Source organism: Sphingobacterium sp. UBA1897, assembly GCF_002337775.1.
Lineage (GTDB): Bacteria > Bacteroidota > Bacteroidia > Sphingobacteriales > Sphingobacteriaceae > Sphingobacterium > Sphingobacterium siyangense.
The window spans coordinates 67,532-82,511 of sequence record NZ_DDGR01000026.1 but is presented as its reverse complement, the minus strand read 5'-3'; the positions used below and the strand labels follow the sequence as shown (position 1 = coordinate 82,511).

General features: G+C 41.1%; 12 protein-coding genes. 5 read left to right on the top strand and 7 right to left on the bottom strand.

The window, feature by feature from the left end:
• Positions 1–100 precede the first annotated feature (100 nt).
• The gene (locus B4N43_RS17175) at positions 101–1,876 is read right to left on the bottom strand and encodes an aminopeptidase P family protein (RefSeq protein ID WP_286735741.1); all 1,776 of its coding nucleotides are present in this window, start codon (positions 1,874–1,876) and stop codon (positions 101–103) included.
• A 240-nt stretch (positions 1,877–2,116) separates the two neighbouring features.
• Here B4N43_RS17175 and dacB point away from each other — a divergent pair, with 240 nt between their 5' ends.
• From dacB to B4N43_RS17150, 5 genes are all read left to right on the top strand, one after another.
• Complete coding sequence (dacB, locus tag B4N43_RS17170; RefSeq protein WP_286735740.1) at positions 2,117–3,541, top strand: D-alanyl-D-alanine carboxypeptidase/D-alanyl-D-alanine endopeptidase; 1,425 nt, start codon at positions 2,117–2,119, stop codon at positions 3,539–3,541.
• Between the two features lie 93 nt (positions 3,542–3,634).
• Entirely contained in the window at positions 3,635–5,917 is a 2,283-nt protein-coding gene (locus B4N43_RS17165; RefSeq protein WP_145328916.1) for an NADP-dependent malic enzyme, read from the top strand.
• Positions 5,918–5,949: 32 nt separating this feature from the next.
• Positions 5,950–6,531, top strand: coding sequence for a Holliday junction branch migration protein RuvA (ruvA, locus tag B4N43_RS17160; protein WP_088160178.1), 582 nt, complete (start codon positions 5,950–5,952; stop codon positions 6,529–6,531).
• Between the two features lie 743 nt (positions 6,532–7,274).
• Complete coding sequence (locus B4N43_RS17155; RefSeq protein WP_286735739.1) at positions 7,275–9,131, top strand: beta-N-acetylhexosaminidase; 1,857 nt, start codon at positions 7,275–7,277, stop codon at positions 9,129–9,131.
• 180 nt (positions 9,132–9,311) lie between these two features.
• Positions 9,312–9,788 (top strand): GAF domain-containing protein, encoded by a 477-nt coding sequence (locus B4N43_RS17150; RefSeq protein WP_046672350.1) that lies wholly within the window; start codon positions 9,312–9,314, stop codon positions 9,786–9,788.
• A gap of 24 nt (positions 9,789–9,812) precedes the next feature.
• Here B4N43_RS17150 and B4N43_RS17145 read toward each other — a convergent pair whose 3' ends face one another.
• The 6 genes from B4N43_RS17145 to hisB all read right to left on the bottom strand — a co-directional run bounded on the left by B4N43_RS17145 (position 9,813) and on the right by hisB (position 14,977).
• A complete protein-coding gene (locus B4N43_RS17145) occupies positions 9,813–10,718 on the bottom strand; it encodes a WD40 repeat domain-containing protein (protein WP_232475673.1) in 906 nt (301 codons plus the stop codon).
• A 300-nt stretch (positions 10,719–11,018) separates the two neighbouring features.
• Complete coding sequence (gene hisIE / locus B4N43_RS17140) at positions 11,019–11,603, bottom strand: bifunctional phosphoribosyl-AMP cyclohydrolase/phosphoribosyl-ATP diphosphatase HisIE (RefSeq protein WP_088160174.1); 585 nt, start codon at positions 11,601–11,603, stop codon at positions 11,019–11,021.
• 114 nt (positions 11,604–11,717) lie between these two features.
• Positions 11,718–12,470: an imidazole glycerol phosphate synthase subunit HisF gene (hisF, locus tag B4N43_RS17135; RefSeq protein WP_286735738.1), complete on the bottom strand. Its 753-nt coding sequence runs from the start codon at positions 12,468–12,470 to the stop codon at positions 11,718–11,720.
• 1 nt (position 12,471) lies between these two features.
• Complete coding sequence (locus tag B4N43_RS17130) at positions 12,472–13,224, bottom strand: HisA/HisF-related TIM barrel protein (RefSeq protein ID WP_286735737.1); 753 nt, start codon at positions 13,222–13,224, stop codon at positions 12,472–12,474.
• 12 nt (positions 13,225–13,236) lie between these two features.
• Entirely contained in the window at positions 13,237–13,836 is a 600-nt protein-coding gene (gene hisH, locus B4N43_RS17125) for an imidazole glycerol phosphate synthase subunit HisH (protein WP_046672343.1), read from the bottom strand.
• 1 nt (position 13,837) lies between these two features.
• Positions 13,838–14,977: a bifunctional histidinol-phosphatase/imidazoleglycerol-phosphate dehydratase HisB gene (hisB, locus tag B4N43_RS17120; RefSeq protein ID WP_075990986.1), complete on the bottom strand. Its 1,140-nt coding sequence runs from the start codon at positions 14,975–14,977 to the stop codon at positions 13,838–13,840.
• Positions 14,978–14,980 lie beyond the last annotated feature (3 nt).

Here is a 14,980-nt window from a genome sequence, read left to right as displayed (position 1 = left end):
GCCCCCAAAACTTTATTACTTAATTATTGGAGGGCTTTTTATTTTGACAACTTATTGTTGTGGACAGCGGACAGCCACTGTCGTTATTCTTTTTGAGCGATTAAATCGCCTGACACTTGTCTGCCAACCAATTCTTTTCCTCAACCGTAAGATGATTCGATAATTGATCAAATACCCACTGATTATAGTTATTTAGCCAGGCAATATGTTTCTTATCCAATAAGGATTTTTCGATTAAATCAGTTGCGATATAACATATTGTTAGTGTCTCAAAGTCCAGGAAGTCTCCAAATTCGGAAGATCCTGCTCTACGGGTCAACACGAGGTTCTCAATGCGAATACCATGTTTGCCGACGCGATACAATCCAGGCTCTATTGAAGTGATCATACCTGGTTCAACAGCAACATCTATTGCTGCTGCATTGAACACTTGTGGACCTTCGTGTACATTCAAGAAGAAACCGACACCATGTCCCGTACCATGCCCATAATTGCGTAATGTTTCCCACAATGGACGACGCGTAATTGCATCGATCTGATAGCCGCGCGTTCCAGTAGGGAAGATAGCCTGAGAGCCTTCTATTGTTCCCTTGAGCACAAGGGTATAATCCTCTTTTTCCTCCTGCGTAAGACCTCCAAGCGTTACCACTCTGGTAATATCCGTTGTCCCTGTAGTATATTGCCCCCCAGAATCGACCAATAGTAAACCTTTAGGCTCTAGTGTATAATTCGATTTTTCATTAGCCGAATAATGCGGCAGGGCGCCGTGATCCAAATATCCCGCAATTGTCGTGAATGAGACGTCAACAAAGCCATCTTGACTTTCACGAAATCCACGTAATTTGTCAGCAATAGATAATTCAGAAAGCTCACCAGAGGAGACATTCTCTTCCAACCATTTGAAGAAACGAGTCAACGCTATACCGTCTTTTACAAACGTATGGCGGTTATTTTCAACTTCAACCTTATTCTTAATTGCTTTTAAACTCGTCGAAGGGTTTATTTTCTCAACAATTTTAACCCCTTTAGGTACGCTGTCGAAAACAGCAAAACAGGTACGTTTTGGATCGATAAGAATAGATGCAACCTCCAATGTCGGAACTGTCTCAAAGAGATCCTCATAAGCTGCAATATCCACTCCGTAGCCCTTCAGTTCTTCAGTTGCCTGAGTTGTCAGCTTCGAAGGTTCGATATAAAGCGTTGCATTTTCTGCTGTAATCAATACAAATCCCAAAACAACAGGGTTACAAGGTACATCTTGACCACGGATGTTTAATAACCAGGCCAGGTCATCCAAAGATGAGATCAGATGAGCCTCCGTTCTATTCTTTTTCATCTCCGCGCGGACAGCTTCAATTTTAGAAACCGTTGACTGTCCCGTAATATTTTCGTCCAGCAGGTAGGCCTGTGCCTTAGGAAGCTCTGGTCGTCCTTCCCATAATGATGACAACAGGTCAACATGACCATCTACTTTAATCTCCAAAGGCTCCAAAGTATTCTGAACAGATTGAGCCACCAATAAAGAAGCGAGATTGCCATCAAAAGCAACCTTAGCACCAGCACCCAACTGCTCGCCCAACCAATCAGCATATTCTGCAGCACCCTGCACTTTCAATTTCACCAATTCAAAACCTGTTCCTGCCAATTGCTCCGCTGCTTGGACAAAATAGCGAGAATCGGTCCAAAGGCCGGCAAAATCTTGTGTGATTGCCAACGTACCTGCCGACCCGGTAAAACCCGAGGCCCAGGCAATGCATTTATAACGTTCCGGTAGATATTCACTAATATGAGGATCTGAAGATGGAATGATATATCCATCGATTCCCTGAACCTTCATCGCCTCACGAATGGCAGCTAATTTTTCGATATGCTTCATGTCGTCTATACAATTTTATGCAAGTTAGGATTTTTTAGGGTCGAATGCCTAACTTTAAGCCAAATAAAACAAACGAAGTACAGCGAACGCTTTTCCCTTAAAATAGGCTGCGTTCAAGTCATCATGATAAATCCGATGGAATATCCATGATTGCCTGCACGAATATCGATAACCGTGTTTGCAAACTCATTGAAGATAAACTGGGATATACCACCATAGGACGATAAAAAAATAGTATATATGAACCAAATTCTGCTAAGTACCATTGCTTTTTCTACTTACGCGTTAACGACCGTTACCATTCCATTATTTGCGCAGGATCTTCGCAGTAAAATTCAGGATGCTTTTACGCAGTTTCAAAATCAGGAAAGCCTCAGGAATGGTTTGAGCTCACTGATAGTTTTCGATGGAAAAACAGGTCAGACTGTATTCGCAGCAAATGAAAATATCGGACTAGCAACCGCGTCCACCATGAAGGTAATCACTTCGGCCACGGCATTGGACTTCCTGGGTAAGAATTTTCAGTTCAAAACAACCCTGTATTATACAGGTGAAATCGACGAGAACGGTGTGTTAAACGGAAGTATTATTGTGACAGGTACGGGAGACCCTACCCTTGGCAGCGCTCGCTATCCGGAGACTCAGGCAACAACGATACTGAACAAGTGGCTTACAGCGATCCAAAATGCCGGTATCAAAAGTATTAATGGCGCTATTATCGCCGATGATCGGCTTTATAATGGGAACCAGCTTCCGGGTGGCTGGATCTGGACTGACATGGGTAACTACTACGGCGCGGGGATTTCTTCGCTCAATTGGTGTGAGAACGCTTTTGGCATAAATTTTACCCCAAGTAATAAAATTGGCGCCAAAGCGGAGATCCTTAGTTATACAGCCCAAGTTCCCTACCTGGAAATTATCAATGAAACAACCACTGGTAAATCGGGAAGCGGCGACAACGTATACGCCTATGCTGCCCCCTATTCAACCAAGATATTTGTGCGTGGTTCGTATGGGCAGGATCTCAAGAAAACAATTGAGCTCTCCTCTCCCGATCCAGCTTATGATCTCGCTTATCAATTAAACGAAGTCTTAAACAACAACGGTATTGTTGCCAGCGAACGGCCTGCTACCGGAACGAAGATGGATTCAGTCGATGTTTCAAAAAAACAAACCCTGGATATTCACCTATCTCCAACCTTAGATAAAATTGTCTACTGGTTTAACCAAAAGAGCATCAATCTCTATGGAGAAGCCCTATTGAAAGCGATAGCTTATACAACAGCGGGTAAAACAGGTACCGACGATGGCGCCTATTATATCCAAAAATATTGGAACGCCAAATTAGGCATAAAATCCAGTGAACTCAATAGTATGGATGGTTCGGGACTATCACCTCAAAATCGAGTGACCACAGCCGCGATGAATAAGATTATGCAGTATGCACAAAAACAAAGTTGGTACCCTGCTTTCTATGAAAGTCTTCCCACCTATAACAATATGAAGATGAAAAGTGGAACAATCGGCGGCGTACTTGGTTATACAGGTGTACATACCAATAAAACAGGACAGTCATTTACCTACACGTTACTGGTTAACAACTATGCTGGGTCGGCCTCCAGCATGCGTCAGCAAATGTTTAAACTGTTGGATGTCCTGAAGTAACATATTATTGTCTAATTATAATAAGATATTGGCAAATATTTCCAATTATCAAAAAGAATGATAGATTTGTAGCCTTAAATTAATAAAATCGTAATGAGTAACACTAATCGTAAACAGGCAGCGTTAAACTACCACGCAATGGGTAGACCTGGTAAAATAGCTGTTGTTCCGACCAAACCAACAAATTCGCAAAGAGACTTATCATTAGCATATTCTCCAGGTGTAGCGGAGCCATGTTTGGCTATTGCTGAGAACAAAGAAGATGCTTATAAATATACCGCAAAAGGAAACCTTGTTGCTGTTATCAGTAATGGTACAGCAGTATTGGGCTTAGGCGATATCGGCGCCCAAGCTGGTAAACCAGTCATGGAAGGTAAGGGTTTATTATTCAAAATTTTTGCCGACATTGATGTATTTGACATCGAAGTGGACACCAAAAATGTCGATGAGTTTGTCAACATTGTCAAAGCATTGGAGCCTACTTTTGGAGGGATCAACCTGGAAGATATCAAAGCACCGGAATGTTTTGAAATCGAACGCCGTCTAAAAGAAGAAATGAACATCCCGGTGATGCACGATGACCAACATGGTACAGCAATCATCTCAGGTGCAGCATTGATCAACGCCTGTGAAATTATCGGTAAAGATATTTCAAAAGTAAAAATCGTCGTCAATGGTGCTGGAGCAGCTGCAATGTCGTGTACTGCAATGTATATTTCAGTAGGTGCTAGCAAAGAAAATATTGTGATGCTGGATAGCAAAGGTGTAATCCGTACTGATAGAGAAAATCTAGACAGTATGAAAGCACAATATGCAACAGATCGCGATATTCGCACCCTGGCAGATGCTGTAAAAGATTCGGATGTATTTATCGGTTTATCGGCAGCAGACGTCATGTCGGCAGAGATGTTGTTAACGATGGCTCCAAACCCAATTGTATTGGCGATGGCAAATCCAAATCCTGAGATTGCTTACGATTTGGCGATGGCAACACGTAACGATATTATCATGGGTACAGGTCGTTCAGATTATCCTAACCAAGTAAACAATGTATTGGGTTTCCCATATATCTTCCGTGGTGCTTTGGATGTACGTGCAACAGCAATTAACGAGGAAATGAAAATTGCCGCAGTGCGTGCCATTGCAGACTTGGCGAAACAACCTGTTCCAGAAGAAGTAAATCAAGCCTATAACACGAGCAATTTAAAATTCTCGGAAGAATATATCATTCCAAAACCTACCGATCCGCGTTTGATCACTGAAGTTTCCATGGCTGTTGCAAAAGCTGCCATCGCATCAGGTGTGGCAAAGACCGTAATCGAAGATTGGGATCAATACAGCGATGCCCTACGTAAACGTCTTGGTAAAGATGATGCGATTATGCGCAATTTGACTATGGCTGCAAAAAGAGATCCTAAACGTGTTGTTTTTGCAGAAGCAGACAATTACAAAACGTTGCGTGCGGCACAGATTGTTAAAGAAGAGGGCATTGCGATTCCAATTCTTTTAGGTAGAAGAGATAAAATCGAACGTTTAATCAAAGAATATGCTTTTGAATTGGATGGTCTTGAAATTATCGACCCAGTTGCTGAAGTCGACAACGAAACGGAGCGTTCAAAGAAATTTATTGAGCATCTTTACATCAAAAGACAACGCCGTGGTATATCGAAATACGATGCCCGTAAGTTGATGTACGACCGCAACTATTTTGGTGCCTCTTTAGTGGAATTTGGCGAAGCTGATACCCTAATTTCCGGTATGACCAAAAATTATGCAAATACAATCCGTCCGGCATTACATGTAATCGGTGCTAAACCAGGCAGCCGTGTCGCAGGTATGTATATGATGTTAACAAAAAAAGGACCAATCTTCATGGGTGATACAACCGTAAATGAAGACCCTACAGCACAAGAACTAGCAGACATTACCCTGTTATTGGATAAAGCTGTGAAACGCATGAACATTCAGCCACGTATTGCATTACTATCTTACTCTAATTTTGGTTCAAGCGAAGGAAAAACGCCAACAAAAGTGAGAGCAGCAGCGCAGATCCTACACGATCAACATCCAGAGATTATTGCTGATGGTGATTTACAAGCAAACTTCGCCTTAAACAGCGAAATGTTGACAGCAAATTTCCCTTTCAGCTGCTTAAATGGAAAATCTGCGAATACACTCGTATTTCCTAATTTGGAGTCGGGAAATATCGCTTATAAATTATTGCAAGAAGTTGGTGAAGCTGAGGCTGTAGGTCCAATCCTTTTGGGTATGAACAAACCAATTCACGTATTGCAATTGGACAGCTCTGTACGCGAAATCGTCAATATGGTTACCATTGCCGTAGTCGATGTACAAGCACATCTTAAAAATTTATAGAATAGCTTAAAATCTTCCTATATTCGTATACTATGTACGAATATTTCAATGGAAAATTAGCATATAAAGCCCCCACTCATGTTGTTATCGATGTGAGTGGGATTGGTTATTATGTCCACATCTCTCTCTATACCTTCTCCCAAATCAAGGATCAGGAAAATTGTAAACTATTTATATCACTTCAAGTTCGGGAAGATTCACACACGCTTTATGGCTTTGCGACAGAAGGCGAGAAAAAATTATTCGAAAATTTGATCTCTGTTTCTGGTATTGGCCCCAATACAGGCCGTATGATACTATCGTCAAACACACCCGATGAGATCCAGTCTGCCATCGTCAATGGCCAGGTTGCCCTAATTCAAAAGATTAAAGGAATCGGCCCTAAAACAGCACAACGTCTTATACTGGAACTTCAGGATAAATTAAAAAAACAGGGCTTCGAAGCCTTGGCATCACCTATCGAATCCCAATCTGTGCCAGAAGAAGCATTGTCAGCACTAGTGATGCTCGGATTCAACAAAGTCGCGGCAGAGAAGGTGTTAAATACCATTTTAAAGACCGAAAGCAATCTTTCCGTAGAGGATATGATCAAATTAGCATTGAAACGACTTTAATGCATAAACATTAGCAGTACGTATCAGTTATCTAATGATTAATATCGGATACGTACTGCTAATGCTGTAGCGTAAAAGATATAAAGGAACCTTCGGGTTCCTTTGTTATTTCCCGAACCTCAGTTTTGCAATAAATCGAGGGCTAAAAAGGAAGCATCACAACAGCGATTTATTCTTTACAAAGGCGAGCCCTTTCCTTCTTTTCGCTTTGGTTTTTAGATACAGCAAACGGACATCAAATAGGGATCAAATGTGGTATTTTGACACTGTTTATTCAGTGCTTGTTCAGTGATCGTTCAGTGCTTGCTCAGTGGTCAGTCAGTGAAGACTGAATAAGCACCGAGTAAGCACTTTCTAAAAATTGATTAAATATTGTGTTTATCTTGTACTTGGTATCAACCAAGTATTGCCATCTTCAAAATGGCGTTTGAGGGACTGTTACCAGAAAAGCAGATTCCGTTGTGCTCTACTGAACAGCTGCTCAGTAGAACACGGATAAATACAGTTAAAAGGCATATTTTTTTTACCTAAATTTGGATACTATTCCCCGAAGTAAAATATCCCCTTTAACAGACTAAACAAACGATTGATCTACCCCAATGACGCTATTATCCAAACTACTTCTAAGTGCCCAAAAACACTTTCAGCAGTGTTTTCATACCCTATTTGTTACATTTCCTCTTTGCTAAAACGTATTTATTCACCTATTTTTAGGACTTCTTATTTCAGTTATAATCTCACGCATGAAGAAACTATTTTCACTTGCGCTGGCTCTAAGTGTAGGAGCAGCAGTATTTGCGCAAGAAAAGAAAGATGCTACCTTGAACATTGTGCCATTACCGCAACAGGTTCAAATTAAAAATGGTACGTTTAAAATCAACGCTAACACCAAAATCGCCTTTGATAGCGAAGAGGACAAAAAAGTTGCAATGCTGTTTCAGGATTTCCTAAAAAGCAACTACAATCTCAATTTATCAGTAGTGAAATCAGCGAGCAGCAATACGATCTATTTCTCCTCCAAAAACGCAAAATCCACTAATGCGGAAGCATATGAACTTAACATAAGTTCGGACCGCGCAACTATTAGCGGAAAAGCTGCCGGTCTATTTTATGGTATGCAATCGTTGATCCAACTGCTACCTGTAGATAAAAAGGCCAGTATAGAAATTCAACAAGCTGCAATCCAGGATGAACCGCGTTTTGCCTATCGTGGATTACATCTCGATGTTGGCCGTCACTTCTTTCCTGTAGAATTTGTAAAAAAATACATTGATATTCTGGCATCTTACAAATTGAATACGTTTCATTGGCATTTGACAGACGACCAAGGCTGGCGTATAGAAATCAAATCACATCCAAAATTGACTCAAGTTGGCGGTTACCGCAAGCAAACACTGCTGGGTAACTACAAGACAGATGGCGATTATGACAATACACCTTATGGTGGTTTCTATACCCAGGACCAAATCAAAGAAGTGGTTGCCTATGCAAAAGCTAAATATGTAACGGTTATACCCGAAATCGAGATGCCAGGACATGCATTAGCAGCACTTTCGGCTTACCCAGAATTGGGCTGTGGTGATAAGCCAGGACCTTACACAGCTGCTCAGACTTGGGGAGTGTTTGACGATGTTTTCTGTGCCGGAAAAGAAGAGACATTCAAATTATTGGAAGATGTAATTGATGAAGTCATTCCCCTATTCCCTAGCGAATATATCCACATCGGTGGTGATGAGTGTCCAAAAACAAAATGGAAAACATGTCCATTTTGTCAAAAAAGAATCAAAGACAACAACCTCAAAGATGAACATGAGTTACAGAGCTATTTTATCCAGCGTATGGAAAAATACATCAATAGTAAAGGTAAACGTATCATTGGATGGGATGAGATCTTAGAGGGTGGTTTAGCGCCTAATGCGACTGTCATGAGCTGGAGAGGCGATCAAGGCGCAATTGATGCAGCCAATCAAGGTCACGATGTGATCATTACGGCAAACAGCTATGGTCTATATTTTGATCACAAACAAGGTCCTGATCAAAACAGAGAACCTTTAAGTATCGGCGGACTTTCCACATTGAGCAAAGTATATTCGTCAGACCCAATGCCTAGCAAAATTGCTGAAAACAACAAGAAACACGTTTTAGGTGTACAAGCAAATATTTGGACAGAGTATATTGGATCATCCAATAAAGTCGAATTTACAGTATTACCGCGCGTTTTAGCGCTTTCTGAAATTGCCTGGACACAGCCAGAGAAAAAGAACTGGAAAAATTTCTCAGAACAACGTGCAGCAAATCAGCTGGCTAAACTTGACCAAACCAATACATTCTATCGTGTACCGGAAGTATATGGCATAACAGATACCACCGTATATGCTTCGGAATATACGATCAGAGGTTTGAAACCATCTGTTGAAGGGGCCAAAATTTATTATACATTGGACAACTACGATCCTTCAGAATTGGATTTAGAATATACAGGTCCAGTGAAAATTACGGTTCCTAATAGTAAGGAACGTGTTTTCAAAGCCGTTGTTGTAACGCCTTCCGGCAAAAGAAGCAACTACATTCGGGTGAATATTATCAACACCAAGAAATAATAACATTTGCCTGATAAGAAAGCGCTAATATTCTGTTAACTTTGAACAGCGTATTAGCGCTTTTTCATTTCATGCAGGTTGGAACTCAATATGCCGTGAAGCTTTCCGGACAGGCAAAACATGCTTGGCAATTGTAATCCTGATAGCAAATGCATGATTATTTTTTTTACATAGATTTTTATGGCAGAGGATTTACAAATAGCTAAAGGTAGCAAAGAAGAACAATATCAAAATTTACTTCCTCAGATTGGAGGACTATTGCAAGGCGAGCCTAATCAAATAGCCAATTTGGCTAACATCGCTGCTGCACTGAAAGAACAATTCAATTTTTTCTGGGTTGGTTTCTATCTTGTTGATGGAGACGAGCTCGTATTAGGCCCTTTTCAGGGCCCCGTTGCATGCACGCGTATCAAGAAAGGCCGTGGCGTATGCGGGGGTGCTTGGGCACAGGAAAAAACATTGATTGTTCCTGATGTGGAGCAATTTCCGGGACACATTGCCTGTAGTTCGCTCTCGCGGTCCGAAATAGTGCTACCCGTTTTTAAACAGGGACAGATTATCGGTGTGCTGGACGTTGACAGCAGTGAATTAAATAGTTTTGATGAAGTCGATGAGAAATACCTTACGCAGGTATTACAGCTTTTAGACAGCGAATAGATAAGCTGCGCTATTTTTGATCATTTATTTATTTTCAAATTCCCAGACTTTCACTAATTTGTCGTCACCGACACTAAAGAAATATTGTCCATTTTCGGACCATGATCCTGCATTTACAGATAAATGATGGCCATCTTGCATCTTCTCGCGGCTCATATTTTTCAATAGTGCAAAATCGGCTGTGGACCAAAACTTCAACGATTTATCGCGACTGACAGTTGCAAAAATTGGCGCTTCAGGATGGGGATATATTCCGTATACGGTAAAAAGATGAGGTACAAAGGAAAAATTAGTTGTCAATTGATTTGGATCTGAAATCACCAATTGCGCATCCCTTCCACCACTTAGCAATTTATTATGGATAAATGCCAGCGACGTAGCGGGCATACTATGCAATTTTGAATCAGTAATAACATGAAAGTCAGTACTGTCCAACATATAAACCTGTCCATCTTTATCGCCCAATGCTATTCGTCCAAGTCCTTCATCAATTGCAATTGCCCGAATTGTTGTTGGGGATATACGCTTCTCGTAAATACTTTTATAAGTTGCCAAGTCAATGACATACAATGTCCCCTCTTCACCTACCGCCAAAAGCTCATTTTTCCAGGACATATAAGCCAATGCAAAAATAGCTTTGGTGCTCAGTTGTATGCTTGCTACAAGCTTTTGCTCTTCTACATGTACAAAAAGTAGCTTGCCCTCGCGCAAGGCTATGGCCAGAATCGGCGTACCCGTTATCAACCGTAAAGCGTATACCGATGAACTTACTGCGCAGAGAATACGCTTAAATGCATTCTGCTCAATATCCCATTCGACAACGCCCTTATCGTTACCAGCTGTAAAAAATGTGTGCGTATAATAACCCTTCTCTACACAAAAAATAGGGTTTTGATGTCCTGGTAATGTCGATTTTAATGTAATATCCATAGTAATTTCGCTAAAACTCCTTCTCCAGCCGGATCGCATATTTTACGCCCAGTTTTTATGCTGTAGGACTAAATTCTCCACTGATCGAACTGTGAGTCCAGTAAAAATCAATACAGCAATACGTATTGTTAGCCGGTAGAAACAAGAAGTGCAGTATATCCACAAATATACTGCACTTCTTAGATTATTTTGTCATCTTAGCTTAAAGCCTTCTCCCCGTTTCGGATTTTGTTCAACGGTGTTGCCATCTTCCGATTTTAAGTGAGCTAGGAGCACGAAGTAAGATGTCCCTTCAAATACCTATTGATGTCTGCTCTCGAGGTTTTTCGCAATTGTTTCCAAAGAAAATCCTTTCTCACGCAACAATACGATCAAATGAAACAATAAGTCTGAAGTTTCATTGATAAAATCAGCATCTGTTTCTGTCAATGCTGCAATTACTGTTTCTACGGCTTCCTCGCCAACCTTTTGCGCAATCTTATTGATACCGCGAGAACGCAGGCGATTGACATAAGATTCGTCAGAAGGATGTTCATAGCGATGGTTGACAATACGCTCTAACTCCAACAGAAAGTTTTGGTTAAAGTCTGTACTGAAACAGCTTCTGCTCCCTGTATGACAGGTAGGCCCCATTGGTTCTGCTTTGATCAAAACAGTATCCTTATCACAATCAACATGGATGCTTTTTACATTCAAAAAGTTTCCACTCTCCTCTCCTTTTGTCCAAAGGCGATTTTTGCTTCGGGAGAAAAACGTAACACGTTTCTCTGCTTGTGTCTTCTCCCAAGCTTTCTCGTTCATATAGCCTAACATCAACACTTCCAACGTTTGGAAGTCCTGCACAATCACTGGAACGAGGCCGTCACTTTTTGCAAAATCTAACATGATTTTAGTATTTCAATTTTTAATTATTTTCGAAGAACCGTGAGCTCTCTTTTAACTTCTCAGGATTTCATCCAGCAAGTTTATGACTTACTTCTCCTTGATCAATCTTGTTTTCTATCTTACGACAATTCCATTTTGACGCAAAGTAGCTTTAAGATCGGGAATCAATATTTCACCATAATGGAAGACCGATGCCGCCAGGGCAGCATCTACGTTAGCTTGCTGAAAAACATCCACAAAATGCTGTTGATTACCAGCTCCGCCAGAGGCAATCAGTGGAATATGAATGCGGTCATTTATTGTTTTTAAAAAACCATTATCAAAGCCATTTTTTGTTCCGTCATGATCCATTGACGTCAGCAGGATCTCTCCCGCTCCACGTTCCTGCGCTTCAAGTATCCAATCCGCTGTGCTCAATTCCGTCCTAATGCGTCCACCACTCAGATGGACAAAATGCTGACCGTCGATGGACCGGGTATCGACAGCAACAACAACAAATTGTGCACCAAAAGCTGCAGCCATCTGATTGATAAGATCGGGGTTACGTACCGCCGCGGAATTGATGGAAATTTTATCTGCACCTGCATTCAACAGGATGTCAGCATCTTTGATTTCATGGATACCACCGCCAATTGTAAAAGGAATATTCACTTGACGTGCGACTGCTTTGACTAAATCAATTGTCGTTTTACGCTCCTCATGTGTCGCTGTAATATCCAGGAAAACGAGTTCATCAGCCCCTTGTTGAGAATATTCATAGGCCAATTCAACGGGATCACCCGCATCGCGCAGATCCACAAAATTGACTCCTTTTACAGTCCGCCCATCCTTAACATCCAAACAGGGAATTATACGTTTTGCCAGCATTTTAAAATCTGATTAACGATTTTAAATTCCAATCTTTGATTTCATCGATCGAGATTCTATTTTCATAGATTGCTTTACCAACGACAACAGATTCTACACTGCCCAGTTCCTGAAGTTTCTGAATATCGTCCATTGAACTGATCCCGCCAGAAGCAATTAACTTGATAATCGGAGAATGGTTCAACAACTTTTGGTACAATTCAACACCTGCACCGCCCAATTTACCATCTTTACTAATATCGGTACATAAGAATCTAAAGAACCCTAAAACCAAGCATTTATCAATATATTCGATCAATTTGATTGGAGAGCTTTCCAACCAGCCGGAGTATTTGATGACTTCATCCAATACGTCGATCGCTATAACAATGTGGTCTGCATATTTTATTTTACCTTCATTCAATGTCGCCAGTTCCTCCAAGAATGAAGGATTTGTAATTGCCTGTGTTCCGACAATAACGCGATAAACACCCGCATCTACCAATTCTTTAACCTTCTCTATGCTTCTAACACCACCGCCATATTGAATCTTCATATCCGTCTTCTGGATGATATCAAATAAATAGGCCTGATTGCTGAAGTCTCCTTTTGCACCATTTAAATCAATGATATGGACGAGTTCCGTACCATTTGCGCGGTAGGTTTCGATTTGCTCTTCTAAACTAATCGCATACGTTGTAACGTCATTGTAGTTACCCTCTCTCAAACGGACAACTTTTTTGTCCAAAACGTCTATTGCTGGAATGATATACATAGTCGAATATTTTTAGTCAATTTGAATAGTTGAAAAATTGAGCAACAGCTGCTCTCCTGCTTTTCCAGATTTCTCTGGATGAAATTGTACGCCAAAGAAATTGTCTTTAGAAATTGCAGCCGAAAAAGGCTGTCCATAGACACATTTTGCCGCGGTATATGTCGCATCGAATTCGATAAAGTACGAGTGGACAAAATAAAAATAAGTTTGATCTTCAATATGTGCAAATAAAGGACTATTTGCTGGCACGGAAACACTATTCCAGCCCATATGTGGTACTTTACCCGACTTTTCGGCATCAAAATGTAACGTCTTCAAAGGAAAAAGCTTTAACATTTCGGCATTTCCTTCTTCTGAAAAAGCCGTCAGTAATTGCATACCAACACAAATCCCCAATACAGGCTTTTTTAGCTTTTTAATATAAGGCACCAATCCTGATTCCTGTAGTTTGTCCATTGCTGCGCCAGCATGCCCCACTCCAGGAATGATGATACGATCGTATTGATCGATCTCATCTGCGGTATTGACCATACCATAGGTAAGCCCAACACGATCCAGTGCCGCTGTCAAAGAGAAAATATTCCCCGCACCGTAATTAATAATTCCTATCATCTTACAATACTCCTTTTGTACTTGGCAACTGCATATGGTCGGCATCGCGTCTTACCGCTTTCTTGATAGATTTAGCAAAAGCTTTGAAGATCGCTTCGATCTTATGGTGCTCATTGTCACCTTCAGCTTTAATGTTTAAATTCGATCGTGAAGCATCTGAAAACGACTTAAAGAAGTGGAAAAACATTTCCGTAGGCATATCGCCGATCTTCTCCCGTTTAAATTCCGCATCCCACACAATCCAGTTGCGACCACCAAAATCCAATGCAACCTGAGCCAAACAATCATCCATTGGCAACGTATAGGAATAGCGCTCAATTCCACGTTTGTCCCCTAAAGCCTTCAAAAAGACCTCACCCAGTGCGATACCCGTATCTTCGATGGTATGATGTTCGTCGATATGAAGATCACCTTTCGCCTTGATGGTCAAATCAAGTGCTCCATGTCTAGCCAATTGATCCAACATATGGTCGAAAAACGGCAATCCCGTTTCGATATCAGACTTACCCGAACCGTCCAAATTCAACTGAATAAAAATATCCGTTTCATTGGTTTTACGATGATGTTCGGCAGTGCGCGTACCCAATTTAAGGAATTCATACACCGTCTTCCAATCTGTTGTCTCTAAAGCTATAACAGTTGAATCTATCGCAAGGTTTTCCAAAGCACCTAATTGATCGTTAGCACGCAGCCAAATTGCCTTTGCACCGAGGTTTTGTGCTAATTTAACATCATTCACACGATCGCCGATGACGAAGGATTGGCTCAAATCGTATTTCGACGTATCAAAATAAGCTCCAAGCATACCAACTCCCGGTTTTCGGGTTTCCGCATTCTCGTGTGGAAAGGTTTTATCAATATGTTCCTCGGCAAACACTACTCCTTCTCCTGCAAACGTATCAATCACAAAATGATGGACTGGCCAGAAATTCTCCTCCGGATGGGAAGACGTTCCTAAACCATCTTGGTTGGAAACCAAGATCAATTCGAAATCCAGCTCCTTTGCGATACGTGGAAGATACTGCAAAGCACCAGGATAGAATTTTAATTTGGCAAAAGAATCGATTTGTTCGTCTTCAGGTTCCAAAATTAATGTTCCATCGCGGTCTATAAACAGTACACGTTTTAAGTTATCAGGCATAGT

Bases quoted from the DNA above. Each gene is read 5' to 3' on its own strand.
- B4N43_RS17130 (WP_286735737.1), bottom strand. From the start codon at position 13,224: ATGTATATCATTCCAGCAATAGACGTTTTGGACAAAAAAGTTGTCCGT.
- hisB (WP_075990986.1), bottom strand. From the start codon at position 14,977: ATGCCTGATAACTTAAAACGTGTACTGTTTATAGACCGCGATGGAACA.
- B4N43_RS17150 (WP_046672350.1), top strand. From the start codon at position 9,312: ATGGCAGAGGATTTACAAATAGCTAAAGGTAGCAAAGAAGAACAATAT.
- B4N43_RS17155 (WP_286735739.1), top strand. From the start codon at position 7,275: ATGAAGAAACTATTTTCACTTGCGCTGGCTCTAAGTGTAGGAGCAGCA.
- B4N43_RS17175 (WP_286735741.1), bottom strand. From the start codon at position 1,876: ATGAAGCATATCGAAAAATTAGCTGCCATTCGTGAGGCGATGAAGGTT.
- B4N43_RS17165 (WP_145328916.1), top strand. From the start codon at position 3,635: ATGAGTAACACTAATCGTAAACAGGCAGCGTTAAACTACCACGCAATG.
- ruvA (WP_088160178.1), top strand. From the start codon at position 5,950: ATGTACGAATATTTCAATGGAAAATTAGCATATAAAGCCCCCACTCAT.
- hisIE (WP_088160174.1), bottom strand. From the start codon at position 11,603: ATGTTAGATTTTGCAAAAAGTGACGGCCTCGTTCCAGTGATTGTGCAG.
- dacB (WP_286735740.1), top strand. From the start codon at position 2,117: ATGAACCAAATTCTGCTAAGTACCATTGCTTTTTCTACTTACGCGTTA.
- hisH (WP_046672343.1), bottom strand. From the start codon at position 13,836: ATGATAGGAATTATTAATTACGGTGCGGGGAATATTTTCTCTTTGACA.
- hisF (WP_286735738.1), bottom strand. From the start codon at position 12,470: ATGCTGGCAAAACGTATAATTCCCTGTTTGGATGTTAAGGATGGGCGG.
- B4N43_RS17145 (WP_232475673.1), bottom strand. From the start codon at position 10,718: ATGGATATTACATTAAAATCGACATTACCAGGACATCAAAACCCTATT.